The 25,407-nt window shown below is 43.0% G+C and carries 25 protein-coding genes; 15 read left to right on the top strand and 10 right to left on the bottom strand.

Annotation, left to right across the window (positions count from 1 at the left end; genetic code table 11):
- The first annotated feature begins 814 nt into the window (after positions 1–814).
- On the top strand, positions 815–2,557 hold the full coding sequence (locus tag ABFV83_RS20965; protein WP_349946717.1) for a FapA family protein: 1,743 nt from the start codon (positions 815–817) through the stop codon (positions 2,555–2,557).
- A gap of 20 nt (positions 2,558–2,577) precedes the next feature.
- Positions 2,578–2,958: a response regulator gene (locus ABFV83_RS20960; RefSeq protein ID WP_349946715.1), complete on the top strand. Its 381-nt coding sequence runs from the start codon at positions 2,578–2,580 to the stop codon at positions 2,956–2,958.
- 113 nt (positions 2,959–3,071) lie between these two features.
- Here the strand turns inward: ABFV83_RS20960 and ABFV83_RS20955 are convergent, their stop codons facing one another.
- From ABFV83_RS20955 to ABFV83_RS20930, 6 genes are all read right to left on the bottom strand, one after another.
- Positions 3,072–3,788, bottom strand: coding sequence for a lytic transglycosylase domain-containing protein (locus ABFV83_RS20955; protein ID WP_349946713.1), 717 nt, complete (start codon positions 3,786–3,788; stop codon positions 3,072–3,074).
- A 29-nt stretch (positions 3,789–3,817) separates the two neighbouring features.
- Positions 3,818–4,876, bottom strand: coding sequence for an N-acetylmuramoyl-L-alanine amidase family protein (locus ABFV83_RS20950; RefSeq protein WP_349946711.1), 1,059 nt, complete (start codon positions 4,874–4,876; stop codon positions 3,818–3,820).
- Entirely contained in the window at positions 4,873–6,237 is a 1,365-nt protein-coding gene (locus ABFV83_RS20945) for an N-acetylmuramoyl-L-alanine amidase family protein (RefSeq protein ID WP_349946710.1), read from the bottom strand. The genes ABFV83_RS20950 and ABFV83_RS20945 overlap by 4 nt, the downstream gene beginning before the upstream one ends.
- A 128-nt stretch (positions 6,238–6,365) precedes the next feature.
- Positions 6,366–7,013: a PilZ domain-containing protein gene (locus ABFV83_RS20940; RefSeq protein ID WP_349946708.1), complete on the bottom strand. Its 648-nt coding sequence runs from the start codon at positions 7,011–7,013 to the stop codon at positions 6,366–6,368.
- Positions 7,014–7,016: 3 nt separating this feature from the next.
- Positions 7,017–7,370: an EscU/YscU/HrcU family type III secretion system export apparatus switch protein gene (locus ABFV83_RS20935; RefSeq protein ID WP_349946707.1), complete on the bottom strand. Its 354-nt coding sequence runs from the start codon at positions 7,368–7,370 to the stop codon at positions 7,017–7,019.
- Positions 7,357–8,778: a hypothetical protein gene (locus tag ABFV83_RS20930; RefSeq protein ID WP_349946705.1), complete on the bottom strand. Its 1,422-nt coding sequence runs from the start codon at positions 8,776–8,778 to the stop codon at positions 7,357–7,359. Before ABFV83_RS20930 ends, ABFV83_RS20935 begins: the two co-directional genes overlap by 14 nt.
- Before the next feature lie 126 nt (positions 8,779–8,904).
- Between ABFV83_RS20930 and ABFV83_RS20925 the strand changes: the two genes are divergently transcribed.
- The 11 genes from ABFV83_RS20925 (at position 8,905) to ABFV83_RS20875 (ending at position 19,046) form a co-directional block, all read left to right on the top strand.
- The gene (locus ABFV83_RS20925) at positions 8,905–11,046 is read left to right on the top strand and encodes a chemotaxis protein CheA (protein WP_349946703.1); all 2,142 of its coding nucleotides are present in this window, start codon (positions 8,905–8,907) and stop codon (positions 11,044–11,046) included.
- A gap of 71 nt (positions 11,047–11,117) precedes the next feature.
- Positions 11,118–11,588 carry a chemotaxis protein CheW gene (locus ABFV83_RS20920; RefSeq protein WP_349946701.1) on the top strand — a complete coding sequence of 157 codons (471 nt, stop codon included), beginning with the start codon at positions 11,118–11,120 and terminating at the stop codon, positions 11,586–11,588.
- Between the two features lie 14 nt (positions 11,589–11,602).
- Positions 11,603–12,415 carry a protein-glutamate O-methyltransferase CheR gene (locus ABFV83_RS20915; protein ID WP_349946700.1) on the top strand — a complete coding sequence of 271 codons (813 nt, stop codon included), beginning with the start codon at positions 11,603–11,605 and terminating at the stop codon, positions 12,413–12,415.
- 210 nt (positions 12,416–12,625) lie between these two features.
- The gene (locus tag ABFV83_RS20910) at positions 12,626–13,672 is read left to right on the top strand and encodes a chemotaxis response regulator protein-glutamate methylesterase (RefSeq protein ID WP_349946698.1); all 1,047 of its coding nucleotides are present in this window, start codon (positions 12,626–12,628) and stop codon (positions 13,670–13,672) included.
- A 230-nt stretch (positions 13,673–13,902) separates the two neighbouring features.
- Positions 13,903–14,226 (top strand): flagellar biosynthesis anti-sigma factor FlgM, encoded by a 324-nt coding sequence (locus ABFV83_RS20905; protein WP_349946696.1) that lies wholly within the window; start codon positions 13,903–13,905, stop codon positions 14,224–14,226.
- Positions 14,219–14,647, top strand: a complete 429-nt coding sequence (gene flgN / locus ABFV83_RS20900; protein WP_349946695.1) for a flagellar export chaperone FlgN — start codon at positions 14,219–14,221, stop codon at positions 14,645–14,647. The genes ABFV83_RS20905 and flgN overlap by 8 nt, the downstream gene beginning before the upstream one ends.
- Positions 14,644–16,671 (top strand): flagellar hook-associated protein FlgK, encoded by a 2,028-nt coding sequence (gene flgK, locus ABFV83_RS20895; RefSeq protein ID WP_349946693.1) that lies wholly within the window; start codon positions 14,644–14,646, stop codon positions 16,669–16,671. The genes flgN and flgK overlap by 4 nt, the downstream gene beginning before the upstream one ends.
- Positions 16,672–16,681: 10 nt before the next feature.
- Positions 16,682–17,695 carry a hypothetical protein gene (locus ABFV83_RS20890; RefSeq protein WP_349946691.1) on the top strand — a complete coding sequence of 338 codons (1,014 nt, stop codon included), beginning with the start codon at positions 16,682–16,684 and terminating at the stop codon, positions 17,693–17,695.
- Between the two features lie 21 nt (positions 17,696–17,716).
- Complete coding sequence (locus ABFV83_RS20885; protein WP_349946689.1) at positions 17,717–18,325, top strand: DUF6470 family protein; 609 nt, start codon at positions 17,717–17,719, stop codon at positions 18,323–18,325.
- 21 nt (positions 18,326–18,346) lie between these two features.
- Positions 18,347–18,820, top strand: a complete 474-nt coding sequence (fliW, locus tag ABFV83_RS20880) for a flagellar assembly protein FliW (protein WP_349946687.1) — start codon at positions 18,347–18,349, stop codon at positions 18,818–18,820.
- Positions 18,795–19,046 (top strand): carbon storage regulator, encoded by a 252-nt coding sequence (locus ABFV83_RS20875; RefSeq protein WP_349946685.1) that lies wholly within the window; start codon positions 18,795–18,797, stop codon positions 19,044–19,046. The genes fliW and ABFV83_RS20875 overlap by 26 nt, the downstream gene beginning before the upstream one ends.
- Before the next feature lie 2 nt (positions 19,047–19,048).
- Here the strand turns inward: ABFV83_RS20875 and ABFV83_RS20870 are convergent, their stop codons facing one another.
- Positions 19,049–20,323, bottom strand: coding sequence for a nucleotidyltransferase family protein (locus ABFV83_RS20870; RefSeq protein ID WP_349946684.1), 1,275 nt, complete (start codon positions 20,321–20,323; stop codon positions 19,049–19,051).
- Between the two features lie 176 nt (positions 20,324–20,499).
- Here ABFV83_RS20870 and ABFV83_RS20865 point away from each other — a divergent pair, with 176 nt between their 5' ends.
- On the top strand, positions 20,500–21,216 hold the full coding sequence (locus ABFV83_RS20865; RefSeq protein WP_349946682.1) for a C39 family peptidase: 717 nt from the start codon (positions 20,500–20,502) through the stop codon (positions 21,214–21,216).
- A gap of 21 nt (positions 21,217–21,237) precedes the next feature.
- Here ABFV83_RS20865 and ABFV83_RS20860 read toward each other — a convergent pair whose 3' ends face one another.
- The 3 genes from ABFV83_RS20860 to fliD all read right to left on the bottom strand — a co-directional run bounded on the left by ABFV83_RS20860 (position 21,238) and on the right by fliD (position 24,474).
- A complete protein-coding gene (locus tag ABFV83_RS20860; protein WP_349946680.1) occupies positions 21,238–21,633 on the bottom strand; it encodes a hypothetical protein in 396 nt (131 codons plus the stop codon).
- Positions 21,634–21,704: 71 nt separating this feature from the next.
- Entirely contained in the window at positions 21,705–22,073 is a 369-nt protein-coding gene (gene fliS / locus ABFV83_RS20855; RefSeq protein WP_349946678.1) for a flagellar export chaperone FliS, read from the bottom strand.
- A 19-nt stretch (positions 22,074–22,092) separates the two neighbouring features.
- The gene (gene fliD / locus ABFV83_RS20850; RefSeq protein WP_349946676.1) at positions 22,093–24,474 is read right to left on the bottom strand and encodes a flagellar filament capping protein FliD; all 2,382 of its coding nucleotides are present in this window, start codon (positions 24,472–24,474) and stop codon (positions 22,093–22,095) included.
- Between the two features lie 143 nt (positions 24,475–24,617).
- Here fliD and ABFV83_RS20845 point away from each other — a divergent pair, with 143 nt between their 5' ends.
- Positions 24,618–25,391 carry a ParA family protein gene (locus tag ABFV83_RS20845; RefSeq protein ID WP_349946675.1) on the top strand — a complete coding sequence of 258 codons (774 nt, stop codon included), beginning with the start codon at positions 24,618–24,620 and terminating at the stop codon, positions 25,389–25,391.
- Positions 25,392–25,407 lie beyond the last annotated feature (16 nt).

Below are 25,407 nucleotides of genomic sequence, written 5' to 3'. Positions count from 1 at the left end.
TTTTGAATTGTTTTTATAATTTATTCTTTTGAGAATATAGCTTCTATATAAAGTGGAAAATCTATATGCAAATATAAAAATCAATTATAGATACGATTAGCCCTGTAAAGCTTAAAAACATTATGACCTTTGCTTTTCCTATGCCTATAATTCTGCCATAAAGCGATTGCACCAATAATGTCAAGAAAGACTGCATTCCCCTTGTAAACCTGGCAGCATGTCTGTAAACCTAGTCTTAAAATTCTCTTATAAAGAGAGAAATGGTTACACAACTTCAGCTTTTAGTAGTTATTTTATGTTACCAAATATATTTATTTAAAATTAAGTAACCAAAATAGCAACTTTTATGTTATATTTACAGTATAGTTTGCCGATATAATAGTAAAGTCAATTTGTAGTTTAAGAAGGAGTTTAAGAAGGAGGTGTTCCTATGACGCGTTTTGGATCAAGAATCCCGGTACCCTGTAATTCAATGCCTGACAATCTGTATGACAGATTACTATTATTAATAGATAATTCAAGAAGTGTAATTCCAAAAAGACCGGGCAGGATTAAATCCAACGTGCAACGAAATAGATTCTCATGGCTCGATCCAGGTAATCTGATTAACAAAGGCTCAAGACTAATCTCATCTGACTATATATACATAGGAATGGAATAACCAGAAACCGGAGTCAGCATTTCTTTGATTGTGAAGCTGAACAGCGTCATAACCTGACGCCTATTGACTCCAGTCAAAGAAACGATAGAAATCAGCCAATTACTTGCATACAGGTCAAAAGTAGCAGGTATTTTTTAATGTTAGGGGAAGAAAATGAAAGAAAAAACTAAAAAAGGATTCTTTAGCCTTTTCCAAAATGTAAGACGCTTTTCGGAGCCTTCAGAGATATCCGATGCAGCTGACGATGTTTCAACTGACGATGTTCCAACTGAAGAATCCCAAAATGAAGATCTTATTGAAACAGTATCCGATCCAGCCGCACAAAAAAGTTCTGCCGCAACAACCGCATTTTTCGAAATTGAAAATAAACCTCCTTGTTCGTTTATATGGGAGCCATCCGATGATCCGCTTCTTGTACGGATCGACGAAGAGGCATTATGCAGTGAATGTGCTCAGTTCGCCAGTAAAATGCAATCATTATCCAATGTTATTAAACGAACATCCGAAGCTTCACAAGAGCAGGATCCCCAGCCAAGGGCAGCTCAGGCCTATATTAATATCTCAAAGGATCGGATGGCTGCATGGATTTATGTGATTCCGCCCTTTAACGGCGGCCAGGATATAAAAGAAGAAGACTTAAAATCAATCCTCAATCAGGAACATGTATCTACCGGAATTATAGAGGAGTCTCTGAAATCAATTGTTGAAAATCAGGTCTATGGCCAGGCCGTACTGATTGCAAAGGGAATCCTTGCCCGTGACGGAATTGATGGTTCTATTAAAGACCATTTTAAACGTGATCTTAAGCTTGAATTTATAGAAGATGAAAATGGATCTGTAGATTACAAAAAATTAAATAATATTCAGTCTGTCAAAGATGGAGAAACGATTTGCAGTATTAGTCTTGCTTTTCCGGGTGAAAATGGTATGACCATAACCGGGCAACCTTATCCCTGTACCATTAAGGGAACTGACGTTCCCGTGCCTGCAGGCCGCAATACGCAGCTTTCGGAGGACCGGACTCTGCTCCTTTCTCAAAAAACTGGCCATGTAACATTTGTTAATGGAAAATTCCAGGTAGATCCTATCCTTAAGATAAATGGTGATATTGATAACAGTACGGGAAACTTAGATTATGACGGCGATATATTAATTACCGGAGATGTAAGAAACGGTTTTTCGGTGAAGGCTACCGGAAGCATTAACATCAGAGGCTCCGTAGAAGGCGCCCAGATTACTGCTCAGGGAGCCATTACCATTGCCAGCGGTATGTCTGGAAACGGCCGCGGTACTCTGGCCTCTGACTCCGATGTCAAATGCCGCTACCTGGAGCATTGCACGGTTACCGCCGGAGGAAATGTGTATGCAGAAAGCATTATCAACTCCAAAATAGAAAGCGGTCAGGATATTATTGTTACCTCCGGCATGGGCGTCATTATCGGTGGAACCCTGCTGGCTGCTAACAGCATCAATGCACGCATTATTGGTTCCAAAGTACGGCGGCTCATTACCGAATTAATAATTGCAAATGTTCCTAAAAACGTGGAGGAATCCACCCGTCTTACCAGGGAACTGGAGCAGCTTCATCATAACATGTCGGAAGTGAGAAAAAATATCACCTATCTTGAAACCACCCAGAGACAGGATAAACAGCATTTATTGGATAATTTAAAGCAGGCCTCCACTTATTTAAACCTCCGGGAACAGGAGATTACAAACCGCCTGGAAGAGATAGACGCAATTGACAAGGAACAATCCGGAATCATTCAATGCCAGCAGCTGCTGCCAGTGGTTCGCATCCGAATCGGCTCTTCCAGCCTGTTGGTTCAGGAGGAATACTCCAGAAGTATTATTTATAAAAATAACGAAGGTGAAATTACGATCGGAAGTAATTAACTCAGAAGGAGGGAAGCTATATGAGAAAAACTATTATGATTGTCGATGATTCAATTGTAACACGCGGTGAGATAGAACAATTACTTAAAGGTACAAATTTTGATGTAATCTACCAGTGCAGAAGTGGTGAGGAGGCTTTGGAAGCCTATGAAAGGGAAAAGCCTGATATTGTGACCATGGATATCATAATGCCTGGAATTGATGGTATCGAAGCTTCCAAACGCCTGTTGGAGCATCATCCAGAAGCGGGGATCATCATTATCAGTTCCCTTGTCTATGATGAAACACATCGGAAGGTGCAAGAATTGGGCACCAATATTCCTTTTGTTTTTAAGCCCATTAAAAAATCATATTTTATTGAGGCACTGGTAAAAGTAAGTGATGCGATTTCCAAAAAGTAAGATCTTCCCAATAAACAGATCTTATATATAACTAAAACGACATGTTATTTATTATTAAATAAATAAAGCCTAATGGAAAATCTATTTCTTTCGATTTTCCATTAGGCTTTATTTTATAAATTATAGATTGATCCAACTGCTGAATCATCAGAATCAAACTGACCGGAAATGCCGTAGGAAGCCATCTGCATCCGAAGCTTCATTAGTTCGATCAAATAAAGATAATCGGATTTAGCCGGTATAAGACTTTCGCTATCGCCTTCCAATGTTTGCCCCGAAAGATATTGTAAATTACTTGATGTGTCCGCCAAATATCCTGAAGTTTCGGAATCACCCATATAATTCTTAACCTTCTTTACATACTCCTGGGTTTCCTTAAAAGGAGGGATTCCTCCATATTTGCTTACATTATTGCTGCCCGCATTATAGGCCGCCAGGGTGAGATCCACATTACCTTTATACCGTTCCAAATTTTCTTTCAAATATTTAGCTCCCCCCATAATATTGCTTCTTGCATCATAAGGATCATCCACTCCGAGGGATCTGGCAGTGGCTGGCATCAGCTGCATCACTCCGGCAGCCCCCTTCTTTGAAGTAGCAGATGGGTTGAAATTCGATTCTGCCTTAGCGACCGCCTTTAGCAGTTTTTCGGAAACACCGTATTTTTTAGACGCCTCTTTGAATATGGCCTCAAGATTTTCCGGAGCCTTTACTACTGATTTTAAAACCTGCTTAAAATTCCCTTTGGCAGATGAAGCTGCCGTATATCCTGACTGCCCTGCCTTTACACTGGTAAGTGCAGACAGCCTTAACTGGTCTATCGTTGCCAAAATTTAATCCTCCCGTCAATCTCCGACTTTTACGGAATCCATCTTCCTGAAGCATCCACCCAATAATTACCGACATTTGTGCTGCTTGCCATGCTGCCATCCGGATTTAAATAATACCAGATTCCTGGCTGGGTCTGTATCCAGCCCGTCAGCATTTCTCCTCCATCCGGATTTAAGTAATACCATTTCCCATTGACGAACTGCCAGCCAATGAGTAATTTTCCATCCTTGGGATTCATATAATACCATCTTTGACCTGACAGGAGCCAGCCTGTCTGGTAAACTCCATTCCCGTCAAAATAATACCAGTCGTTTAAGATCTGCTTCCAGCTATTCCTGGGAACTCCGCCGTCCTCCTGCTTGTAGGTATTTCCCTTCCATTTCCCTGATGTATCGCCGTCATATTCCATGATAGTATCATCGGAAGTGACATAGTCCCCTTCCTTCATATATTTCCGGTCATCGGCAGTATAGCCGATTGCCCGGACTTCATAGTAATAGACAGCATCCTTATCCATGTATTCAGAAAGATCCACCATATTGGTTTCTACGGAAATACGCTTCTTCAGCTTATCATCTGCATACAGGGCAACCTGATACCCCGTAGCAAATTCAACTTTTTCCCATACTGCCTTTGTCTTTTTGCTGTCACTCCAGCCGGCCCTGGCTGTTCTTCCTAAAATCACTACAGGAACATAATCCACCTTTACTTCCAGGGTATTGTTATCCAAAGCTTTGGCGGAAACGAACTTCGCCCCTGTGATCTTGCACTCTGACCGGTTGTAGGCATTGGCAAATATCATGGTGTCTGATGTTAAAATCACGCTGACCCGTTCATTCTTCGCTGCCTTCCATTTGCTGATATCCCGTTTCCATACAACCTCCTTTACCGATACTCCGGCATTGGTTGTGGAAATACCAGGCATCAGTATTTCTTCACTCCCATACTGGCTGTCAAATTTAAGATTCACGCTTCGAATCACAACAGAATCGGCAGCATAGGACATAACTGCCGGTAAGCATGTAAATGCTGCCACCAGCACAGCAAGGAACATCGTTTGCAGTTTTCTTTTTTTATCTCTCATCATTGTACCCATACTCCATCTTCATTCACCGGAAATCCATTGATTACCGTATTAACCGCCATCGTGCCATCCTGATTAAAATAACGCCACAGTCCATCGATCTTCTGCCAGCCGGTTACCATGACTCCGTCTTCCCCGGTAAAATATGTATGCCCATTCCGGGTGAATAAGCCCTTTAGCATCGCTCCCTCTAAGTTCCCCTGTATGGTATTTAAATAATACCATCTTCCTGCCTGGTTGATCCAATCCTTCTGCATGGCACCCTGGCTGTTAAAATAATGATAATAGCCGTCTATGACCTGCCAGTTGGTTGCGGCTGCTCCCATGGGGGCCTCGTAGCCGTTGTCCGGATAAAAATAATACCATGTATTGTCAATTTTATTCCAGCCTGTCACCATTGCCCCTTTGGAATTCATATAATAGATATCGGAATCCAGGATAAACCAGCCTGTTACCATCTTCCCTTCCTGGCCAAAGCGGTACCATACGTTATCAAGTTCCATCCAGGAATTAGCCTGAACCGTTCCATCGGCATACCGGTAGTACCACACTCCGGACTGCTGCTCCCAGCCTTCTTTTATCCCGGAGCCATTAGCTGAACCGGCAATTGTATCTGAGTCTTTTCCTGTTCCATCAGATACATCCCGGTCCCTGATAACCAATTCGTCTGACTCCACCCAGCCGCTCTTCTTTCCATTCTTCAGTTCATCCTGTTTATAGGGGACAGAACGGATTTTGTAAGAATAGGTTCCTTCCTCTGTCATATACGGATAGAAATTATAGGAGGTGGCTTTTACCTGTTCCTTTTTTAATATGATCTTTTTACCGCAATAAAGCCATAATTCATAAGCCCCTGAAGTGTTATCTCCCTTGGACCAGACAGCCTGGCCAAGCCTTGTATCCTTCCAGCCCACATCTTCCGGTTCCGCGTACAGGCCTTTGACAGGCTTCGTCCTTAAGGTGACAATCAGATCGCTGCCATTTCGCTTTGCGCTGACATAGGAACCTCCCGTGATCTTCATCTTGGCAGCCTCATAAGAGGACTTAAAATAAGCATCGTATTCATCGGAAGGAGTAAGGGTAACACTCATCCTTGGTTCTTCCCCTACCGACATATCCTTTGAGGTGGAGGTGACCCACTTCGCCTCCCTGACAGTGTACTTTTTATCACCGGAGTTCACATAGCATTCCCCACCGGTTTTATTAATCTGTATGTCAGGCAAACGGTCTCCTGCCTCGATATTAAGTACCACCTTAATGCTGATTGAATTGATTGCCTCTGTTGCCATTGCTTTTTCAGGGAAGAGACACAGGCAAAAAGCGGCTAAAATAACTATTGCCAATCCCCTCTTTTTTTGTTTCATGAAATCGCTCCTTTTTTAATCAATACGCCTTTATCTAAGAGTTTAAACTATCACTAAGTTATATACAGCAATACTATGGTTTCTTTGCTCTTACCTGTTCCATCATATTCCAACTCTCCAATAAACCTTTACTGTGTCTTCCTTCTTTTCAGCTGTTCCAGAAAAGTGAATTTTCTGACCAGGGATTCCTGATAAGATGTCATATCGAAGAAACGGCTGCCATACCGGTAGCGGGGCGTTTCATTCTCGCCTGACAGTTCATTCGCCCATAGAATACAGCCTTTAAGCCTGGTGCAGTCACAGTCAGTTTCAAACAGAAAAGAAAAGATCTGATCCTGCTTTAGTTCAACAGCTGATTCAAGCCCAATCCCACCTGCACTGATATCTTTTATTTTAGCGGGTATATGTGTTACCTTTCCGTCTGAATCTGCCGTCTCTAAGGTAACCGGTAAGGAAATCCTGACTTTTAGGTCACGCCGTCTTTGTTCGATACCGATCAATTCGTCAATCAGGCATGGAACCTTGTAGATCGCATTTCCGACCTCTCCCATTTCATCGCCATTGATCTTTACCCTTCCGGATAAACGGCATTTGCATGTAACAAGTCCTTGAACGCCGTCGTAAAATACGATTACGGATTCTGTGCTCACCTTATCCATATCTTCCTCTTCAAAGATAAGTCCCATACTGTCCTTATGGGAATCAACTACCTTTACCTCTGCGATATAGACACCATTCAAAGTATAAACACTTGCTTTTTCACATTCAATAAACATAACCTACTCCACCGTTTCCTCTTTTATTATTTCCTCTTCCTCTGTTTCCTGTACAGGCTCCGGTTCCGACGTTGGTTTTTCCACCGGACCAGGTACATAATTCAGGAAATAAAGGTAAATATCCACAATAGTCTGGTATAATTCATCCGGCACCTGACTCCCAAGTTCAAGCTGGGTCAAAATAGTTGCCAGGGAATTATCCTCATAAACGGGTACACCGCTTTCATTGGCAGTTTCTATTATTTTCTCCGCCATATATCCCATACCGGAGGCCACGATAACCGGAGCAGAATTCTTTGCATCATCATATTTTAACGCAACCGCCTTTTTATTTAACGTATTATTAAATTCTGACATCAACTGAATTTTTCCTTTCCTGGATTTTGGGGAATACTTCTACCGGGGAGGTGGGTCCGCCCCCAGCCTGGAGATAAATGCTGTCTGCCCGGAAATGATACCGGTCAAGGATATTTTTAATCTCTTTATGAATATTGCCCTCTGATTTTTGCATCTTTTCCGGATAATAAAGCTGAAGTGAAGCCGCATTGTCCCCATAAAAAAGCAGCAGTTTAAACTGGCCTAATTCCCTGATATCAAATTTAACAAAAATTCTGGTCCTATGCTTTGCCCCTGCCTGGGTGCTGCTGCCCTCTTCGTCAGGATCAATCCACATTTCGGAAAACAGTTTCCGCCCGTCTACATTCATGGGGAATGCCAGATGTAAAAGAGGCATATAAACACTTTCATTTAAAACCATAGATTGCAGCATATTCTGAAACATCTGCTTATTCTCAAGGCCAGTGCCTCCGCCCACGCCGGTCTTTAGAAAATCAATAAACTTATCCGCCCATTGGTTTTTTCCTGCCGCCTGCTCTAAATCAACCTGATTAAGCAGCTCATCGAACTGCTCCATAGTCATGGTTCCAAAAAATTTACGAAAGCCCTGATAACCCGTAAGCCTTGAAAAGGACTGCAAAATCTCTTCCCTGTTCCCATTTTCATACCTTGCCATTAATATCGTTAAAAGAGAGATCTTATCACGTATGGTGCCCATGTCATGATTCATTGCAATATAACGGCCCAGAAAAGGGAGGATTTTTTCCTTTAAGAGCGCGCTGTTATGGGAAGTATCCCCTTCAGGCGCAGATAAGTCCAGCTCCTTAAGCAAAGCCTCGATCTGCTCTCTGGTCTGCTTAAAAACATATCCCTCCATATCCTTCACTGTATTAAATATATCATGAAGTATATGCTTTCCGGAAGACATATCACTGAATTTTCTAACAAAATTTAAAATCTCTGCTTTTAAATCCACAGAAGTTGTTTCTGCCATCACATGACGCAGCTGGTCAAAAATACCTCCGTTGAAGCGGACTGCTGATTCGGCCTGTTCCTTCATAAAGGGCAGGATCTCTTCCCCCTGTATCTTGGCCGCCTCAAAAAAAGAAGCGATCTTCTGCGCTGCTTCCTCTCCCATGACTCCGCCCGTCAGCATTTCTTCGCCCTGAAAAAAAATATCGGTAAAAATTTTGGAAAGATCGGGTATGTTTTTTACCTGATTCAGAAATGCTGCAAAATTCGATCCGTACTGGAATGCCAGCTGTTGTTCCCCGTTTCCCCCGGAATCAGTCCGGTTATCCCCTCTCATCACTTTTGAAGGGTCTACGGGATTCTGGATATGGATTCCCTGACCAGCCTGAGGGTTGTTTTTTATCGTGGAATTATCATAACCTGCAAGGGGTGTTGTAACTTTCAAAATATCTGCCATATTATGCCTCCATTTAACTGGTGTTTTATATATTTTTCGAAAGGTTATTTAAATTACTATTATTTTTTTATCCAACCATACCGATAAATAGACATATACTAAACTAGACAAGGCGGTGTAAATATTATGGATAACGGCATGGATAATATGCTTGATATGTATCTGTTTGAAACCAATTCCCTTCTGGAGCAATTAGATGAGCTCCTGATAGAAGCCGAAAAAGCAGGAGATTTTACAGTAGATGACGTAAATGAAATCTTCCGCATTATGCACACTATCAAGGGCTCTTCCGCTATGATGGAATTTAACTCTCTGATGCAGATAGCTCATCGTATTGAAGATTTATTCTTTTTTATCCGTGAGAATGGTCTGGAATCCCTTGACAGTTCCCACAAAAGCACTCTTTTTGACTTAATGTTCCGATCTACTGATATGCTTCGCGCTGAAGTTTCAAAAGTGGAAAATAATGAGCCGCTTAGTGATAATGTCGACCATCTGACCCAAGAAATTAATAGCTTTCTGAAAAAAATCAGCGATGAAACTCCGACCGCTGCCGGAGAAAAAAATCTTTCGGGCACCTCCAGTCCCAAAGAAGCTACCCAGCCAGTGCCGGCCATTTCAACTCCGGTTTCTGCCACCAGTCTGGAAGAAATCCGACTGGACTTAGCGGAATGCCCGGATGATACGGCTGCCTTTTTCCTTCGCATTTTCTTTGATGAAGGCTGCGGAATGGAAAACCTTCGGGCTTTCATGATCATCAGCGCATTAAAAGAATCCGGTCTGGAATTCGGCTTTTATCCTGCCGATGTGGAGACTAACAGCCAGAGCTGCGGATCTATTATTGAGAAAGGCTTTTTCCTGACCTTCCAATCCCGTGAGGAAGCGGACTCAGCTATATCACAGGTCAACAATATGAACAACATCCGTTCCTATGAACTGATTGAAAATCCACGTGCCGAGGCTGCTCACACTGCAGAAAAGCAGAATGCTGCGGCCGTTACAGCCCCATCTGCCGGCGAACACGCCCCGGCTCCCGGTTCTCCGGCCCCAGGAAACGGCCATCAGATGCCGAACAAGCAGAATCTGATCAGCGTAAATCTGGCAAAACTGGACAACCTGGTTGCAATCGTCGGTGAGATCGTCATTACGGAATCCATGGTGACTTCCTCGCCTGAGATTCAGAATTTAAAGAACCTTGACAGCTTTTTAAAGGCCACAAGACAGCTTCGAAAGCTGACCGATGACTTACAGGACATTGTAATGTCCCTGCGCATGGTACCTGTATCCGGTGTATTCCAGAAAATGAACCGCATCGTCCGTGACATGAAGCAAAAGCTCAAAAAAGATGTGCGCTTAACCATTATCGGGGAAAATACGGAAGTTGACAAGTCCATCGTAGACAGCATCGGGGATCCCATCATGCACATTGTCCGCAATTCCATGGACCATGGAATTGAAGAGACTGCCGCAGAACGTATTGCCGCAGGAAAAAATCCTCAGGGAGAACTGACTCTCTCCGCAAGCCACACAACCAACGAAGTCATCATTACCATCAGCGATGACGGAAGAGGTGCGAATCCGGCAGGAATTCTTGCAAAAGCAAAGAAAAACGGCATTCTCACCAAACCGGAAAGCGAATACACCCAAAAGGAGATCTTAAGTCTTCTTCTGGCTCCCGGCTTTTCAACCAATGAAGTCGTCACTGAATTTTCCGGCCGGGGAGTTGGCATGGATGTAGTCAAGAAAAATGTGGAGAATATCGGAGGCACCATAAGTATTTCCAGTGAATTAGGCAAGGGAATGTGTACTACCTTGAAAATCCCCCTTACCATGGCAATTGTGGATGGTATGGAGATCTCAGTGGGAAAATCAGTCTTTACTATCCCCATTGCCAATATCCGTCAGTCCTTTAAGGTGAAGAATGAAGAAGTGATCTACGATACGGAAGGCAATGAGATCGTTAAGTGCATGAACCAGTTCTATCCCATCATCCGCATTCACAGACTTTATAACATTGAAACAGAAGTTAAAAGCATTGAAGACGGAATTCTGGTCTGGGTGGAATCCGGTGACAAATCCTACTGTCTCTTTGTTGATGAGCTCTTAGGGGAACAGCAGGTTGTTGTAAAACCTCTTCCGGTATTCTTAAACAGCTTCAATGTTAAGGATTCTGGTATCAGCGGCTGTACCATTCTTGGTGATGGCAATATCAGCATCATATTAGACGTTTTAAACCTGCATGCCGCATCACAAAATCAGTACTATTAATTAAAATACCCGTTGGATATACCTTTAAGCCCAGAGAGCGTGGGCAACCGAATTGAATTGGAGGAATACAAATGCCAGCAGAAAATACAGCTACATCCGAAGTTTTTACTTCTGCGCAAACAGAAGCCACGGAACGCTATTTAACCTTCCGTACAGAAAACCTGACCTTTGGTGTCAGCACCAATTATATCATTGAAATCATCACCAACCATACAATTACTGCTATGCCTATGGTGCCAGGCTATGTAAAGGGAATCATCAACTTAAGAGGACAGATCGTTCCCATCATGGATATCCGGTCAAGACTTGGCAAACCGGACATTGAATATACCAGTTCAACCTGTATCATTGTTTTAAATGTGGATTCTGTTTTTATAGGAATCATCGTGGATTCTGTGGAGCAGGTTCTTGATATTGATTATTCCAGAATCTCACCGGTTCCGGCCAATAACCGGGAAGAACTGGTCAGCGGCATGATATCCGTTTCGGATAACCACATTGTCCTTCTTCTGGATTGCGAAGCCTTAGTCAATAACTCATAAAGGATGGCCGCCCTATGTTAACTATTTCGCAGCATGATTTCATGCGACTGGTGGATTTCATGAAAAAAAATTACGGAATCGACCTGTCTAAAAAGATGCAGCTCATAATGGGAAGATTGTCAAACACCATTATTTCCATGGGATACACTTCCTTCACAGATTATGTGGATCACATTCTTTCATCAAAGAATCAGGCTGATCTGGAAATAATGCTCAACAAGCTTACAACCAACTACACCTACTTTATGCGGGAAGAGGCTCATTTTAACTTTTTTCAGAATACCGTCCTTCCCCATCTGATAAACACAAAAAAGAATAAAGTTTTAAGTATTTGGAGTGCCGGCTGTTCTTCTGGCGAAGAACCTTATACCATTTCCATGATCATCAAGGATACCCTGGGGGCCCAGGCCGCCCTCTGGGACACCAGGGTCCTTGCCACTGATATTTCCCAGAATGCCTTAAAAGCTGCAAAGGAAGCGGTGTATGATGAGGATTCTTTAAAGAACTTATCTCCTGGGTGGAGATCCAAATACTTTGTTAAATCCCCGGAGCAGGGATTGTATTCCGTAGCTCCGGCAATTAAATCAAATGTTATCTTCCAGACCTTCAATCTTATGGACCCCATTCGGTTCCGATTGAAATTTGATATTATTTTTTGCAGGAATGTCATGATTTATTTTGATCAGAATACCAAAGATGCGCTGATTCAGCGATTCTATGACGCAACTGCCCCAGGTGGATATTTATTTATTGGTCACTCTGAAACAATCAACAAAGAAAAAACACCTTACCGGTACTTAATGCCGGCTACTTACCGAAAAGAATGATCTGCGTAATATAAAATCTATTTACTGTCTCTCCATTTCAGTAAATGGATTTTATATTACACGGATTTTGGGCTGCGGTTCGACGAGTTAACGGCGAATCAATGTTCCATCCGCCAAAGGTTGAAAGAAAAAACTTTCAGCTTGAATTTATGAAGCAGACTCTGCCAATAAAACGTGAGCAGGAAAAAGAAATAACAGGAGGAATAAATTATGGCCAATAAAATCCGGGTTTTCATAGTAGATGATTCCCTGCTGTTTCGCAAGGTATTAATGGATAATCTCTCTCAAAATCCCAATATAGAAGTGATCGGATATGCTGTTGATGCATTTGACGCGGAACGTAAGATTCCTGTACTTAAACCAGACGTAGTAACACTTGACGTGGAGATGCCCATGGTCAATGGTATTGAGTTTGTAAAAAAGCTTCTTCCCAAACACCCGGTTCCAGTCATTTTAGTCTCTTCTCTTAATTTAAACGTGTTTGAAGCCCTTTCTGCAGGTGCTGTGGACTTTGTAAGAAAACCTGACTTATCCAGCAGCAATACTGCCAGCACATTTTTAAATACCCTGATCAGCAAAATCTTTATTGCTTCCCGTGCTGTCATCAAGGTCCCGGCCTCTGCCCCTCCTCCCATAGAACCTGGAAAGCCTGCTGTGGGAAAAATGACCTTTTCCATGAATGCCTGCAATACCATAATTGCCATAGGCGCTTCTACGGGCGGAACAGAAGCCACTCTCCAGGTGCTTAAAGACCTTCCTGCGGACACGCCCGGTATTGTGGTAACCCAGCATATGCCGGAGGGCTTTACCAAAATGTATGCAGACCGTTTAAACAGGCTCTGCGCCATGAACGTAAAAGAAGCCCAAAGCGGGGATGCCATAGAAAGGGGCCAGGTGCTGATTGCTCCCGGTGACTTACAGATGAAGGTAGTGAAAATGGGCAGCCGCTATACGGTAAACTGCTATTCCGGTGAAAAGGTAAGCGGGCACCGCCCTTCCGTGGATGTTCTATTCCAGTCCGTAGCCGACACGGCCGGGGCCTCCTCCGTGGGAATCATTATGACCGGAATGGGACGTGATGGGGCCGACGGACTTCTTAAAATGAAAAAAAAGGGAGCCTTTACCATTGGACAGGATGCGGATAGCTGCGTTGTTTACGGAATGCCAATGGTAGCCTACAACATAGGAGCTGTGACCAGACAAGTACCCTGCGCAAATATAGCAGGCGTCCTGATGAAGCATCTAAGTTCTCTTTAATTAAGAAAGTTCTGTTCCTGAAGTTAATATTTTCTCAAAACTGACGATATTATAGATGTAATAAAAAATTTTCGTGGCATGGTTTTCTTAATAACGATAAACAAAAGCGCCGCCTGAATCTTATTCAAAATACCCATAACGGGTACTTAGGTCATTTAGAAAATCAGCCGTTTGATAAGCCGTCAGGCAAATCGAACTTCCTTATAAACTTCTTAGAAAGGAGTAAGTAAATGCGTATTTCACAGAACTATTACAGTACGCGGTATAATACCTCCATGACACGGCAGAACCAGGATCAGAACGAAATCAGCCTTTCTGAATCCGGTAAGAACAATTACGATGCAATCACCATCCGTTCGGCTCCACAGGAAGCAATGGATTCCAAGTTCATCTCAACCCTTAAAGATGCCCTTATGAAAGAAATCAAGCAGACCGCATCAGAAGAAAAGCTGGAGTGCTTAAGACGGAAAATTGAGGACGGAACCTATCAGGTGAATGCCAACAAGATCGCCGAAAGGATTCTTTTATACAAAGGAGCAGATTTCCATGAATGATTTTATCGCAGTAATTGAGGATATGATCCAGCTTTTTCAGGATCTGGTTTCAGTTGAACAGGTAAAGCTGGAAGCCGTTAAAAAGAACCGGGTCACTTATGTAGAAGATTGCATGAACAAGGAACAGGCCGCCATTTTAAAGCTGAGAGGCCTTGATAAAAAGCGGGAGGATTGCCAGGAAAGACTTGGAATGAAGGGTGATACTTTTCAGCAGATCCTTTCAAAAGTCTCAGAGGACGATGGCCGTAACCAGCTGAAAGAACTGTTTGACAGACTTTCCCGCCAGGTCAGGCTGTTTCAGGAAATAAGTGATGGTGCAAGAGCCATGATTGAACTCAATCTTCATATGATAGACAAAGCCATTCAGAATTCCCAAAGGAAAATGGCTCCAGACAAAGCAAAATGGGAGGGATTATTATGACGCGCTCTACGTTCTCCGGCTTTACCATCGCCCAACTGGCCATGACTGCCAGCCAGCGGGCCATTGATGTAACCGGACAGAATATAGCAAATATTAATACAAAGGGCTACACCAGACAAAGGGTGGATCTGATCAGCTTTAATACAAGAGGTGCCGATAACGGAAGCACCGGGCCTGGTTCTAAAATAGGTTACGGTGTTCATATTACCGGCATTTCCCAGATAAGAGATCCTTTTTTAGATGTTCAGTTCCGGAATCAGATTGCCAAGGTGGGAACAGCAGATGCAAGACAGGCTACCTTGGATCAATTAGCAGATATTTTTGATGAGACTGATAAAAACGCACTGAAAACAGCCCTCAGCGAATTAAGTTCCAGCCTTGATAAACTGGCCTCCAAAGCTAATAGCAGCGAGTTTGACAGCATTGTCCGTTCCAGGGCTCAGGTCATCGTAAATTACATCCATCAAAAGTCCGCCGACCTTAAGAGTGTCCGGGAGGAAACCCTCAATGGCCTGGAGAATGCGGATATCCCTGCCATCAACAGTCTTCTTTCTGACATCGGAGAGTTAAACGATGCCATCTGGAAGAGCCAGGTACAGGGCAATCCTGCTCTTGAGCTTTTGGATCAGAGGAATGCAAAATTCGATGAACTTGCCGGTTACCTTCCAATCACTGTTTCTTACAAGGATGTGGTCGTTGCCACAGGCGCTAAATTTGAGTATCCGGTTGTAAAATTCAGAGGCAGTGATGGAGTGACTTATCCTCTTACTGCCGGTGAACACGGTGAAAATGTCGCTTCATTTTCTATGGAACGAAACAAAGGAATAAACGGAGAGCCGGATGGTACGGTCTCCATATCTTTGATTCCTGCCAGCGATTTCCCTGGCAACTCAGATGTAAGCACTCTGAAAACGGATATTACCGCTTATCTGAAAGAAGGAACTTTAAAAGGGACTGTGGATGTATTGAATAAATCGGGAGAAATGGACAACCCTTCCACCGATTACAGAGGAATCGGATATTACGAAAAATCCTTTGAATCTTTTGTCCAGACTTTTGCCAAGACCTTTAATGAACTGAATGTCAATACGAAACCTTTTACCGGCGTGACTCTGCTGCCGGATATGGGCACAGCATCAAAAGATTCTGCCACTGGGCAAGCAGTATTCCGTATGGATTTCTCAAAGACGACCGGAAACTTCTTAAGAGGAGAGACGATTAAAGTCAATGGCGCGACTTATACATTTGGTACCGGTGCAGACGATATACCCATTGGAGCAACTCTTGAGGAGAGCTTAAACAACCTGGCCACAAAATTGAATACCGACCCGTCATCTAACCTTTCAATGCTGGTGGATGGCAACAACGAAGCCGGTAAATGGTCCTACGCCTCCGGAAAGCTGGAATGGCGCAGTACTGCCACTAACATAACAACGGCTGTAGACAGCATCAAGGCCCTCGATGATACAGATATATCCCTTGGCTATAAAGCAAATCCTGTCAATATCAGAAATTTTGATTTGTTCCAGACCTCCGATGGAAGTAACCGTTTTACCGCCAGCAACATTAAAATATCTGATGACTGGATGAACAATACCATTCACATCATCTCTTCCCATGAAGAGGATGCCGGTTCCACCGCCAATGACAACATTTTAAAAATGCTAAAGGCCCTGAAAGATGAGCGGGTTTTCAAATATGAAAACACCTACATGGACAAAAATGGAGTTGCCCAGACCGGATATATTACCCATTATACCGGAAACTTTTTCGAATGCTACTGTAACCTGGAAATTACTCAGAGTATTGACAGTTCCGCCAATAGTGCAATCCTTGATAACCACTTATCTGTTCTGCAGCAGACTGCAAACAGCAAGGATGAAGTATCGGGTGTCTCTTTAGATGAGGAAGGCATCAACCTGATGCAGTACCAAAGATCCTTTTCAGCTGCAGCCCGCCTTATGACAACCCTCGACGAAGCACTGAATACACTAATAAACAATACCGGCATCGTAGGAAGATAGGAGGTTTCTAATGAGAATTTCAACCAATGCGATTATACGGAATTATAAAAGCAATCTTGCTGCTTCCGTAGCCAACTTAAATAGGTCCAGAGACCATGTTATGACTCAGCGAAGCTTTAACAGTGCTGCAGAGAATCCTGCAGCTGCAGCCCGCGCCTCCCAGCTTCACCGAAAATATTACAAGAATCTGGATAATTTAGATACCTTATCGGATGTTCAGTCCCGTCAGGATGGACAGGAAGATGCTCTCATGCAAATATCCAACGCTATGAGAAACATTAGTTCTGATTATAACATACAGGCTATGAGCGGCGACAAGCAAACGCCGGAAACCCGGCAGACCTTTGCCGCTGCCATTCGTCAGTTCCAGAAATCCATGACCTTAAGCCTTAATACCACCTATGAAGATACATTTTTATTTGCCGGAACAGATGGAAAGAATCCTCCCTTTGTGCTGTCTGAGGATGGGAAGACCCTTACTTACCGGGGAATTGATGTGAATGCTGAGCCAGGTAGTCAGGATTATAAAGATCTTACTAATTTATCCAAAGAAACACTTTACGTTGACTTAGGGATGGGACTTTCTCTTGATGGCATTGACCGTGTCGTACCTTCCAGCGCATTTAACCTTTCTCTTCCAGGCATCAAGGCCATTGGATTCGGAAAAGATGCAGATGGATTAAGCGATAATGTCATTGTATTAGCCGGCCAGCTCGCTGATGCACTGGAGGCAGATACTTTTGATTCAGACGCTTATGGAAAGCTTATGGACAAGTTTAAAGGCTTAGGGACCAACGTATTAAATGAAATCACAAATCTCGGCGTTAAATCAGAATTTTTAAATACAACAAAGGACCGGCTTGAAAACAATGATATTTCTCTGCAAGAACAGATGTTAAAGGTGGAAGGAATGGACCCTGCAGCTGCTATTACTGATTACATGTGGAATCAGTACGCATACAATGCCGCCCTTAAGGTAGGAACCAGCATCTTATCTCCATCTTTTATCGATTTCATGAAGTAAAGTTAATGGAGGTGTGTTATAATGGAAACACTGCTAAAGATTACTACCATACCTATTGAATACGAACTGAAAATCCATAGGGCTAAACTGGAATATTCCAGTTCTAAGTCCGAACTGATAACCAACAGGCTCAAGGGCGGCCTGACCATAAAAAATCGCCCGATCAAATTACACCTGGATACGTACGATGCACGTAATTCAGTCTGCCCTACTACGATGGAAAGCGTTCGTCAGGCCGCTGCCAAGGGCAAGTCCGCCGCCATGGAGGCTACTGCTACATATGCAAAGGAAGGTGCCATGTTGTTAGACCCAAAAATTACAAATCCCCTCGATCAGATATTCAGTCAGCGCGCCCAGCAGCCTACGGGAGAATTTGGATTACGTTTTCTTCCTACTACGGGTCCTGATATCGAATGGTCTGATCCTGATTTATCCATACAATACCAAATGGATAAATTAAATTTTGACATGAAAGTAGCAAATGGAAATTTTGAGTTTATACCGGGAAATGTTGAGTTATCTATCACTCAGATGCCTGACGTGAATATTGAATATATCGGCAAGCCTCTTTATGTTCCGCCCAGCGCGGCCAGTTACTTCAATCATACTCCGGTAGATATTCTCGCTTAACCCTGTACTCTGGAGGTATTTATGGAAATCAATACACAATATTTTGGCAAGATTTCCTGTTCAGAAAAAGAATTCATACATTTTTCTGACGGGCTGTTTGGTTTTACTGACTTGAAAAATTATGTTCCTCTGGCCTTTCAGGAGAACAGCGATGCCTTGATCTGCCTGCAGTCCGTAGAAGATTTGAGCGTTTCCTTTATTCTTATGAATCCATTCCAGTTTTATGAGAAATACGAACCGGAATTATCGAAAGAGGATCAAAGACTTTTAAAAATTGCAGACAGCGAAGATAATGTTTCTTATTATGTTATCAGCGTGATCCATGACCCCATGGAGAACAGCACGGTAAATTTAAAGGCTCCTATTGCGGTAAATACAGAAACCCGGGAAGCCAGACAGATAATTTTGGATAATCCCCTTTACCGTTTCCGTCATCCGCTTAAGGATTTTATAAAAAAGGGGGATTTGTATGCTGATTCTTCAAAGAAAAAATAACCAGTCCCTTACTATTGGTGACAATATAACGGTTACAGTTATTGAAACTGGAAATGACTGGGTAAAGTTAGCTATCGATGCACCAAAGGAAATTTCAATTCTTCGTACAGAGTTATTGGAAGCTGTCTCGGCCAATCAGGAGGCCGCTTCCTCTCATCTAAACGCAGGCTCTATTTCCAAAATCAAGGACTTAATGAGCCAGTCAAAAAACAGCGAAAATACCTGATATTATTTAGGTATTTCCGCTGTTTTTTCTTCCTTTTGATTTTTTTGCTCTATTTCCTTTTTCTCTTCTATTTCAATTATTTCTTCCGCCTCTTTTGCATTTACTGCCTGATACTTTCTCCAAATAAACCGAAAAAATGTCCGTTTAGAGATCCGGAACTTTTCTTCCATTCTGTTGACAGCCATCCTTCTGAAATATCGTTCAAGACGGATAAGCCAAAAAACGGGGAGGAATACGCCGGCTTTCTCTAATGCCGGATATATGGTTTCCATATAATCCCGTTCCGGAAACAGCCACGCTACCAGCCTTTTGAATTCTTCTTTTTTCCTATCCCTGGAGTAACAATCGGCAACCGTTTTGATCAAGGGCAGGAACTGCTCACTGATTTCACGCCCTTCCGCTCCTTTGCTGAAGATGTAAGATTCCATGGCATCGTATATTTCCACATTTTCAATTCCCGTTCCAGTGCCAAACCAGCGGAGGATAAGATATTCCAGACGTTCCGCAAATTCATCTATTTTAAGCTCCTTCAAACGTTCATAAATATAAGGCCATAAAAAGAATTCTCCCTGGGTTTTATAAAATGCCCAAAAATCCATAATTTGGCTCAAACTGATATCTCCTCTGGCATAAGAATCCGTCAGCCTGCACATAAGGAATAAATACATCTCACTGGCATTCATCTCCCGGATATGGTAAAAGCCCCTTTTATTGGTCAGGGAATGAACCAGATTGATATAAAATTTCTGCATGGACCTGCTAAAAAACATGGTCTGATTGAAACATAAAACTTTATTCCCCGGAACCCGGTAGTAGAGTTCCCCTCGAATTTCCGTATATCGTTCTTCAAAATCCGCATCCCAAAGAAGTGATCTGACGGCCTGGGCATACTTTTTTTCCGTACCGATCTCTATAAATTCCCTGCAGCACATTTCTTCGACAGGATAGCAGTTAACAAAATCAGAATAATTTAAAAAAAAGCAGTTAATCCCGTTCCTTTCCAGAAGATTCTGTACCTGCCTTTCTGCTGAACGTAAACGTTCGACCCTATGAACGGATTCTAAATATTTATCAAAAAAACGCTGACGGACTGACTGAGGTATCTCTTCATCTAATCCCATAATTCCGTAATAAACAACATGAGCCACACGGTGATAATCAGCAATCCGAAACATCTTTTCCCAATTTAAGTACCTCAGCGGCGCCGGTGATTCCTTCTGGTTCAGCACTGATGACAGCAATGTCATTAAATACCGTTCTTCGTATCCTTTACTCATTCACGATTCCACCTTTAATCAATATACGTTTTCCTGCTGTCAGCAGATCATTTACCGCTAAAAAAATAACACTTCATATACTATATATCGGTTTTTTTATAGCAATCTTAACTTTATCAGACAGCAGTTCGATAAATAACATAGAAATGAATATTACTATAGAAAAGGTGAATGTGTTGAATACCATCCAATATATCCTGTTCCGAACTCTGTTTCTGACTGTAATCCCTTTTATGTCCTCCCATTCCAATGATCAGGCAATCCCGGGAGAAACAGCAATTATCTCGGACTATTCTCAAAATGAAAGCCCTGAAATGCCAACAGCCGATTTTCCTCAAGAGGGAAGATATGACCTCATGCTGGACAGCGTATGCGGCCCTCTTACCTACTACAACCAGTCTGACGCAAGATGGGGCAGCTTTCTATATGGTGGAAAGGATCCTCTTTCCACCTATGGCTGCGGCCCCACGGTCATGGCCATGGTTGTCACAAGCCTTACCGGTAATCAGGTGCTTCCACCTGATATGGCTGTGTGGGCGGCAGCAAATAAGTCCTGGGCCCCCGGTCAGGGTTCTTATCACCGCCTGATATTAGACAGCGCCCTGGCTTATGGCCTGAATGCCGCACCAGTGAAAGATTATACGGTTCAGGGGCTGGCAGATGCATTAAATTCCGGTCATTTGGTGGTAGCCCTTATGAAAAAGGGGCATTTCACCCAGAACGGCCATTTTATTATCCTTACCCGCTTTACAAAAGAGGGAATGATAAAAATTGCTGATGCCAATCAATACGATAATTCTCAAATAGACTGGGATCCCTCTATTATATTGAAGGAATTAAACTACCACGCTTCAAGCGGGGGACCTCTTTGGATGATAGGCCCTCCGGGTTAAGTAACCTGGCTTTCTTGATTATTAGTGATAGTAAGAATCTTTTCCTGATAACCGTATGCTGATGAGGCGGTCCACTTCAATGGTCCGTTTCAGTACCAGCTGAATACTTTTTCCCTTCTCCGCCAGCAGCTGAGCCGTAGGATTGTCAGGGTTCCCGCCTCCTTTGCCATTTAGCCACTCTCTTACCTGACTGCCTTCATCGGGTGATAGGGCGGATATCAGGCATTCTACATTCTTGGTGCATACATCTGCTTTGTTCATTTCATCCTGGCGCATTCCCAATAACATTTGAACCAATTCCCTGTCATTTCGAGACAGAGCATCACCCATCTCCCGGGTAATGCGCTCAATTTCAGTTATAAACATATATTTCTTCTGCATCTCTTTAAGAATTTCAACCAGTATGGAATCTTCCATATTCATCCTCCCTCATTCTTATAACTGAATATTAAATAACCGGAGAGATTTTTTTCCCTCCGGCACCTTTTTTAACTGCTTAACCGCTGCGCCTCTTTGAAGGCATCTCTCAACTCTACAATCAAGGGTCTGACTTCTGCGATTACCTTTGGATTTCTTCCTGCGCTAATCCGGCTGAACTCATAAAGAAAAAAGTCATACATCCGTTTCAGTTCAAAACTTATTTCATATTTAAGATCCAGGGTATTCTTCAAATAATTAACAATTTCAACAGAACGCTGCATGGACTGGTCAAAAAGCATATAATCCTTTTTCTCCAGGGAAAGCTGTGCTCTCGTCAGGCGTTTCAATAGCTCATCATACAGGAGACCAAGCATCTCTCCAGGAGTCATGGTATTTACCGCCTGCGCTTTGTAATTTTGATAACCATAGGCATTCATATTATACACCACCTCTTCATTAACCACCAAATGAACTCTGCAGCCAACTGCTTTGAGAATTCATCTGAGCAATCACTGTCTCCAGGCTGGTAAACTGCTTAATATACCTGTCCGTCTCTACCTTGAGCTGAGACTGGAGACGACTAATATACTTGTCAACCTCATCCATAGACTTCTTAAGGGTATTGGAAAGAATGCTGCTAGGAGCATAGACTGACCCTGCCTTTTCAACCAGGCTACCCTTTGAAGCACCAGTGACAGATGCGTATTTGTTGATGGTTCCAGTGAGACGCTTCATGACTCCGCCCTGATCCCCTGTAGAAGCATCCGCACTCCTGGTGAATAAATCCTGAAGCTCTTCTCCTGAGTTTTCAAGAGCTGTACGGAACTTTTCCTCATTGAATACAATGGCTCCATTTTCTGAATAGTCGGTACTTTTGGAAAATCCAAGAGCTTCCAGACGGGCCGTCTCAGATGAACCTACACCAAAGACAAAACGCATGCTGTCAGACAGACTTCTTAATTCCGAATCACCGAAAAGCAAGCCCTTCTTTGCCTCTGTCTCCCACTTTTCAATCTGGCTATCCTTCATTTCCGCCTTCTGCTCATCCGTCAAAGGCCCATAATTCCGGTTTGGCTTTGTGGAAATCTCATCGTTTACCAGCTTAATAAGGGCGTTGTAATCCTTAATCATATCGGTAACCGCTTTCACGATTTTATCAGAATCCGCTTTGGCATTAAGGATAACCTCCTGGGATTTATCGTCTCCATCCTTATTAAAGGTTCCGCTCACGGTAACATTCATCCCCTCCAGGGTGAACGTGTTGCTTCCTCTCGTCAGCTTCACCGTATCTGCTGAGTCGCCGTATCTTACGTTGATGATAGCGTCCTGACCGATGCCTTCCAGTGCTGTACCATCTTCTTTCATGGCACCAAAAAGCATTGCAGCATCGTTACTGAGTTTTACACTTCCAGAGGCTCCCTCTTCGTTTGATACGATAGAGAAACAGTCTGCATTTTTCATATAAGTCACGGTTACACCGGCATCGGAGGAATTTATTTTATTGATGATATCATTCATAGTACTATTGGAATCAATTCCTGTAATGGTTTTTCCATTAATCGTAATATCCCAACCTGACGGAATATTCTTTAAGCCGGATTGTCCAACTGCCACATCCAGGTTCAGACGGTTTGACTGTCCTTTTTCTACTTTTAAAGCTCCAGTCGTTCCCAGCAATCCTGCATCAGCAGATGAAATTGACAATTCGGAAGAGTAGTCAATCTCTCCGCTAGCGTTAGGCTTTTGTGTCTTAAACTGGAGCTGACCATCTGTAATACTCACTGCAATTCTTCCTGACCCAAATTCCTTGGCAAGCTTATTCTCAATATCTGCAGCAAATTTATCTAATGCATTCGGTTCATTGGGATCATATTCAAGCGTTATGGACTTTGAAACCCCGTTATAAGTAAAGGTCATCTTTTTCCCATTTACTCTGTCCTGAAACGAGAGTTCTTTGAAAAAGTCCTGTTTAGCCTTGATATTATTCCATTCATCCTGGGGCATGTCAAATCCAGACCCATTCATGACAGTCTTACCCTGTTCTGCCAATGTTGCAAACGCTTCCTGGCTTTCAAAGCCAAGAGCCTTCAATGCACCATCGCTTCCGCCTGCCATGCTGACCGTATTTCCTGCACCATCTATGGACTTGAAATTTAGTTTAAACGGAGCATTTTCTGCATCTGGAGTACCTGTCTCTGCCTCTACATCAACGATATCTGCCAGAGTCCTGCCTCCTACGGCTATACCCTTCAGCGCTTCTTTGATGGACTTTACGGCTTCGGTGGCATTGGAATAATTACCGTTTCCCAGCTGCACATTGTAAGTTTTGTCATTAACCTTAAATTTTAAGCTCTCCCCAGCCAAAGTACTGACTGTCGTCATTTCATCTACCTTAAGCTCTCCAGTCGTCAGCGCTCCGCTGGTAACATAATCACTGGAAACCACAGAGGCTTTTTTTGCAAGCTGTTCCACCCCTGCGATGGAGATATTACTGGAACTGGTGGGACTTCCGGTTACCTGGATATACTTACTGTTGATTCCGGTTGGTGTAACATTGCTTCTGGTCCAGAAGGCAGCGCTTGCAAGGTTGGTTTCCGGATTGGTATAGGATGTATACTTTCTTGAAAATTCAATCAGCTTGGAGCTGATGGACCGATAGGCATCCTGCTTCCACTGCATAGTCTGTTTGCTCTTTTGTTGTTTGGCAATCTTAGCCCTTGTTGCGGCTGTCATTCCCTCTATAAGGCTGTCCCTGTCCAAGCCACTGGCAAGGCCCCCAAAACCACGGATAGACGAGGCGGAAGTAGTATTGGAAATATTATTATATACTGATGCCATATGAAAAACTCCTTTCTAAACAATACAAGCGATTTGATTCGTCAAAATTCTGTTTTTTTCTTGTTTTTACTATACTTATTTATCGACATATTGTATACTAAAGATAATAGTTTTATTTCAATTTACGATTGGAGGAATAGAAGTTGTCAACAGTCATTGCAATTACAAATCAAAAAGGCGGCGTAGGCAAAACAACCACTTCCTGTGCTCTTGCCTGCGGCCTGTCCATGAATCATAAAAGAGTTTTGGCAGTGGATTTAGACCCTCAGGGCAACTTGGGTTTCAGCCTTGGACTGCAGATCGAATCCGGCGCAACCATATACGAAGTTTTAAAGGGGACTGCTTCCCTGCAGGAGGCTATCCAGTCTACAAAGCGCTGCGATGTAATCGCCTCCAACATCCTCTTAAGCGGAGCTGAACTGGAGTTTACGGGAAAGCAGCGGGAATGTATTCTGAAAAATATTCTCTCTACTGTGGCCGGATATTACGATTACATTATTATTGATACTCCCCCTGCCTTAAATATTCTAACTGTAAATGCTTATGCGGCTGCCGACTATCTGATCATTCCTATGATTCCGGAAATTCTAAGCCTTTTGGGAGTTTCCCAGATTAAAGATACCATCAACACCGTCCGTTCCTCCGTCAATCCGGATCTGGTGGTCCTTGGAATACTGCTTAACAAATATAATCCCAGAACCCTCCTTTCCAAAGAGGTAAAAGAGATGGCTCAGAAAATCGCCTTACAGATCAACTCTACGGTATTTAACACTCATATTCGATCCAGTGTCAGTGTGGCGGAGGCCCCGGCCCAGGGAGAAAATCTTCTGGATTATGCTCCCAGATCCAATCCGGCCAAGGATTACAGGGAATTGATTTCCGAGGTTCTGGAATTGATTAAACAACACAAAAATTAATTACCTGAAGGGAGTT

The organism is Lacrimispora sp. BS-2 (genome assembly GCF_040207125.1).
Classification (GTDB): domain Bacteria; phylum Bacillota; class Clostridia; order Lachnospirales; family Lachnospiraceae; genus Lacrimispora.
Note: the sequence above shows the minus strand (reverse complement) of the source record. Positions and strands in the feature narration are given on the sequence as shown.

Coding starts and splice junctions, on each gene's coding strand:
- ABFV83_RS20965 (WP_349946717.1), top strand. CDS start 815: ATGAAAGAAAAAACTAAAAAAGGATTCTTTAGCCTTTTCCAAAATGTA.
- ABFV83_RS20960 (WP_349946715.1), top strand. CDS start 2,578: ATGAGAAAAACTATTATGATTGTCGATGATTCAATTGTAACACGCGGT.
- ABFV83_RS20950 (WP_349946711.1), bottom strand. CDS start 4,876: ATGATGAGAGATAAAAAAAGAAAACTGCAAACGATGTTCCTTGCTGTG.
- ABFV83_RS20945 (WP_349946710.1), bottom strand. CDS start 6,237: ATGAAACAAAAAAAGAGGGGATTGGCAATAGTTATTTTAGCCGCTTTT.
- ABFV83_RS20940 (WP_349946708.1), bottom strand. CDS start 7,013: ATGTTTATTGAATGTGAAAAAGCAAGTGTTTATACTTTGAATGGTGTC.
- ABFV83_RS20935 (WP_349946707.1), bottom strand. CDS start 7,370: ATGTCAGAATTTAATAATACGTTAAATAAAAAGGCGGTTGCGTTAAAA.
- ABFV83_RS20930 (WP_349946705.1), bottom strand. CDS start 8,778: ATGGCAGATATTTTGAAAGTTACAACACCCCTTGCAGGTTATGATAAT.
- ABFV83_RS20925 (WP_349946703.1), top strand. CDS start 8,905: ATGGATAACGGCATGGATAATATGCTTGATATGTATCTGTTTGAAACC.
- ABFV83_RS20920 (WP_349946701.1), top strand. CDS start 11,118: ATGCCAGCAGAAAATACAGCTACATCCGAAGTTTTTACTTCTGCGCAA.
- ABFV83_RS20915 (WP_349946700.1), top strand. CDS start 11,603: ATGTTAACTATTTCGCAGCATGATTTCATGCGACTGGTGGATTTCATG.
- ABFV83_RS20910 (WP_349946698.1), top strand. CDS start 12,626: ATGGCCAATAAAATCCGGGTTTTCATAGTAGATGATTCCCTGCTGTTT.
- ABFV83_RS20905 (WP_349946696.1), top strand. CDS start 13,903: ATGCGTATTTCACAGAACTATTACAGTACGCGGTATAATACCTCCATG.
- flgN (WP_349946695.1), top strand. CDS start 14,219: ATGAATGATTTTATCGCAGTAATTGAGGATATGATCCAGCTTTTTCAG.
- flgK (WP_349946693.1), top strand. CDS start 14,644: ATGACGCGCTCTACGTTCTCCGGCTTTACCATCGCCCAACTGGCCATG.
- ABFV83_RS20890 (WP_349946691.1), top strand. CDS start 16,682: ATGAGAATTTCAACCAATGCGATTATACGGAATTATAAAAGCAATCTT.
- ABFV83_RS20885 (WP_349946689.1), top strand. CDS start 17,717: ATGGAAACACTGCTAAAGATTACTACCATACCTATTGAATACGAACTG.
- fliW (WP_349946687.1), top strand. CDS start 18,347: ATGGAAATCAATACACAATATTTTGGCAAGATTTCCTGTTCAGAAAAA.
- ABFV83_RS20875 (WP_349946685.1), top strand. CDS start 18,795: ATGCTGATTCTTCAAAGAAAAAATAACCAGTCCCTTACTATTGGTGAC.
- ABFV83_RS20870 (WP_349946684.1), bottom strand. CDS start 20,323: ATGAGTAAAGGATACGAAGAACGGTATTTAATGACATTGCTGTCATCA.
- ABFV83_RS20860 (WP_349946680.1), bottom strand. CDS start 21,633: ATGGAAGATTCCATACTGGTTGAAATTCTTAAAGAGATGCAGAAGAAA.
- fliS (WP_349946678.1), bottom strand. CDS start 22,073: ATGAATGCCTATGGTTATCAAAATTACAAAGCGCAGGCGGTAAATACC.
- fliD (WP_349946676.1), bottom strand. CDS start 24,474: ATGGCATCAGTATATAATAATATTTCCAATACTACTTCCGCCTCGTCT.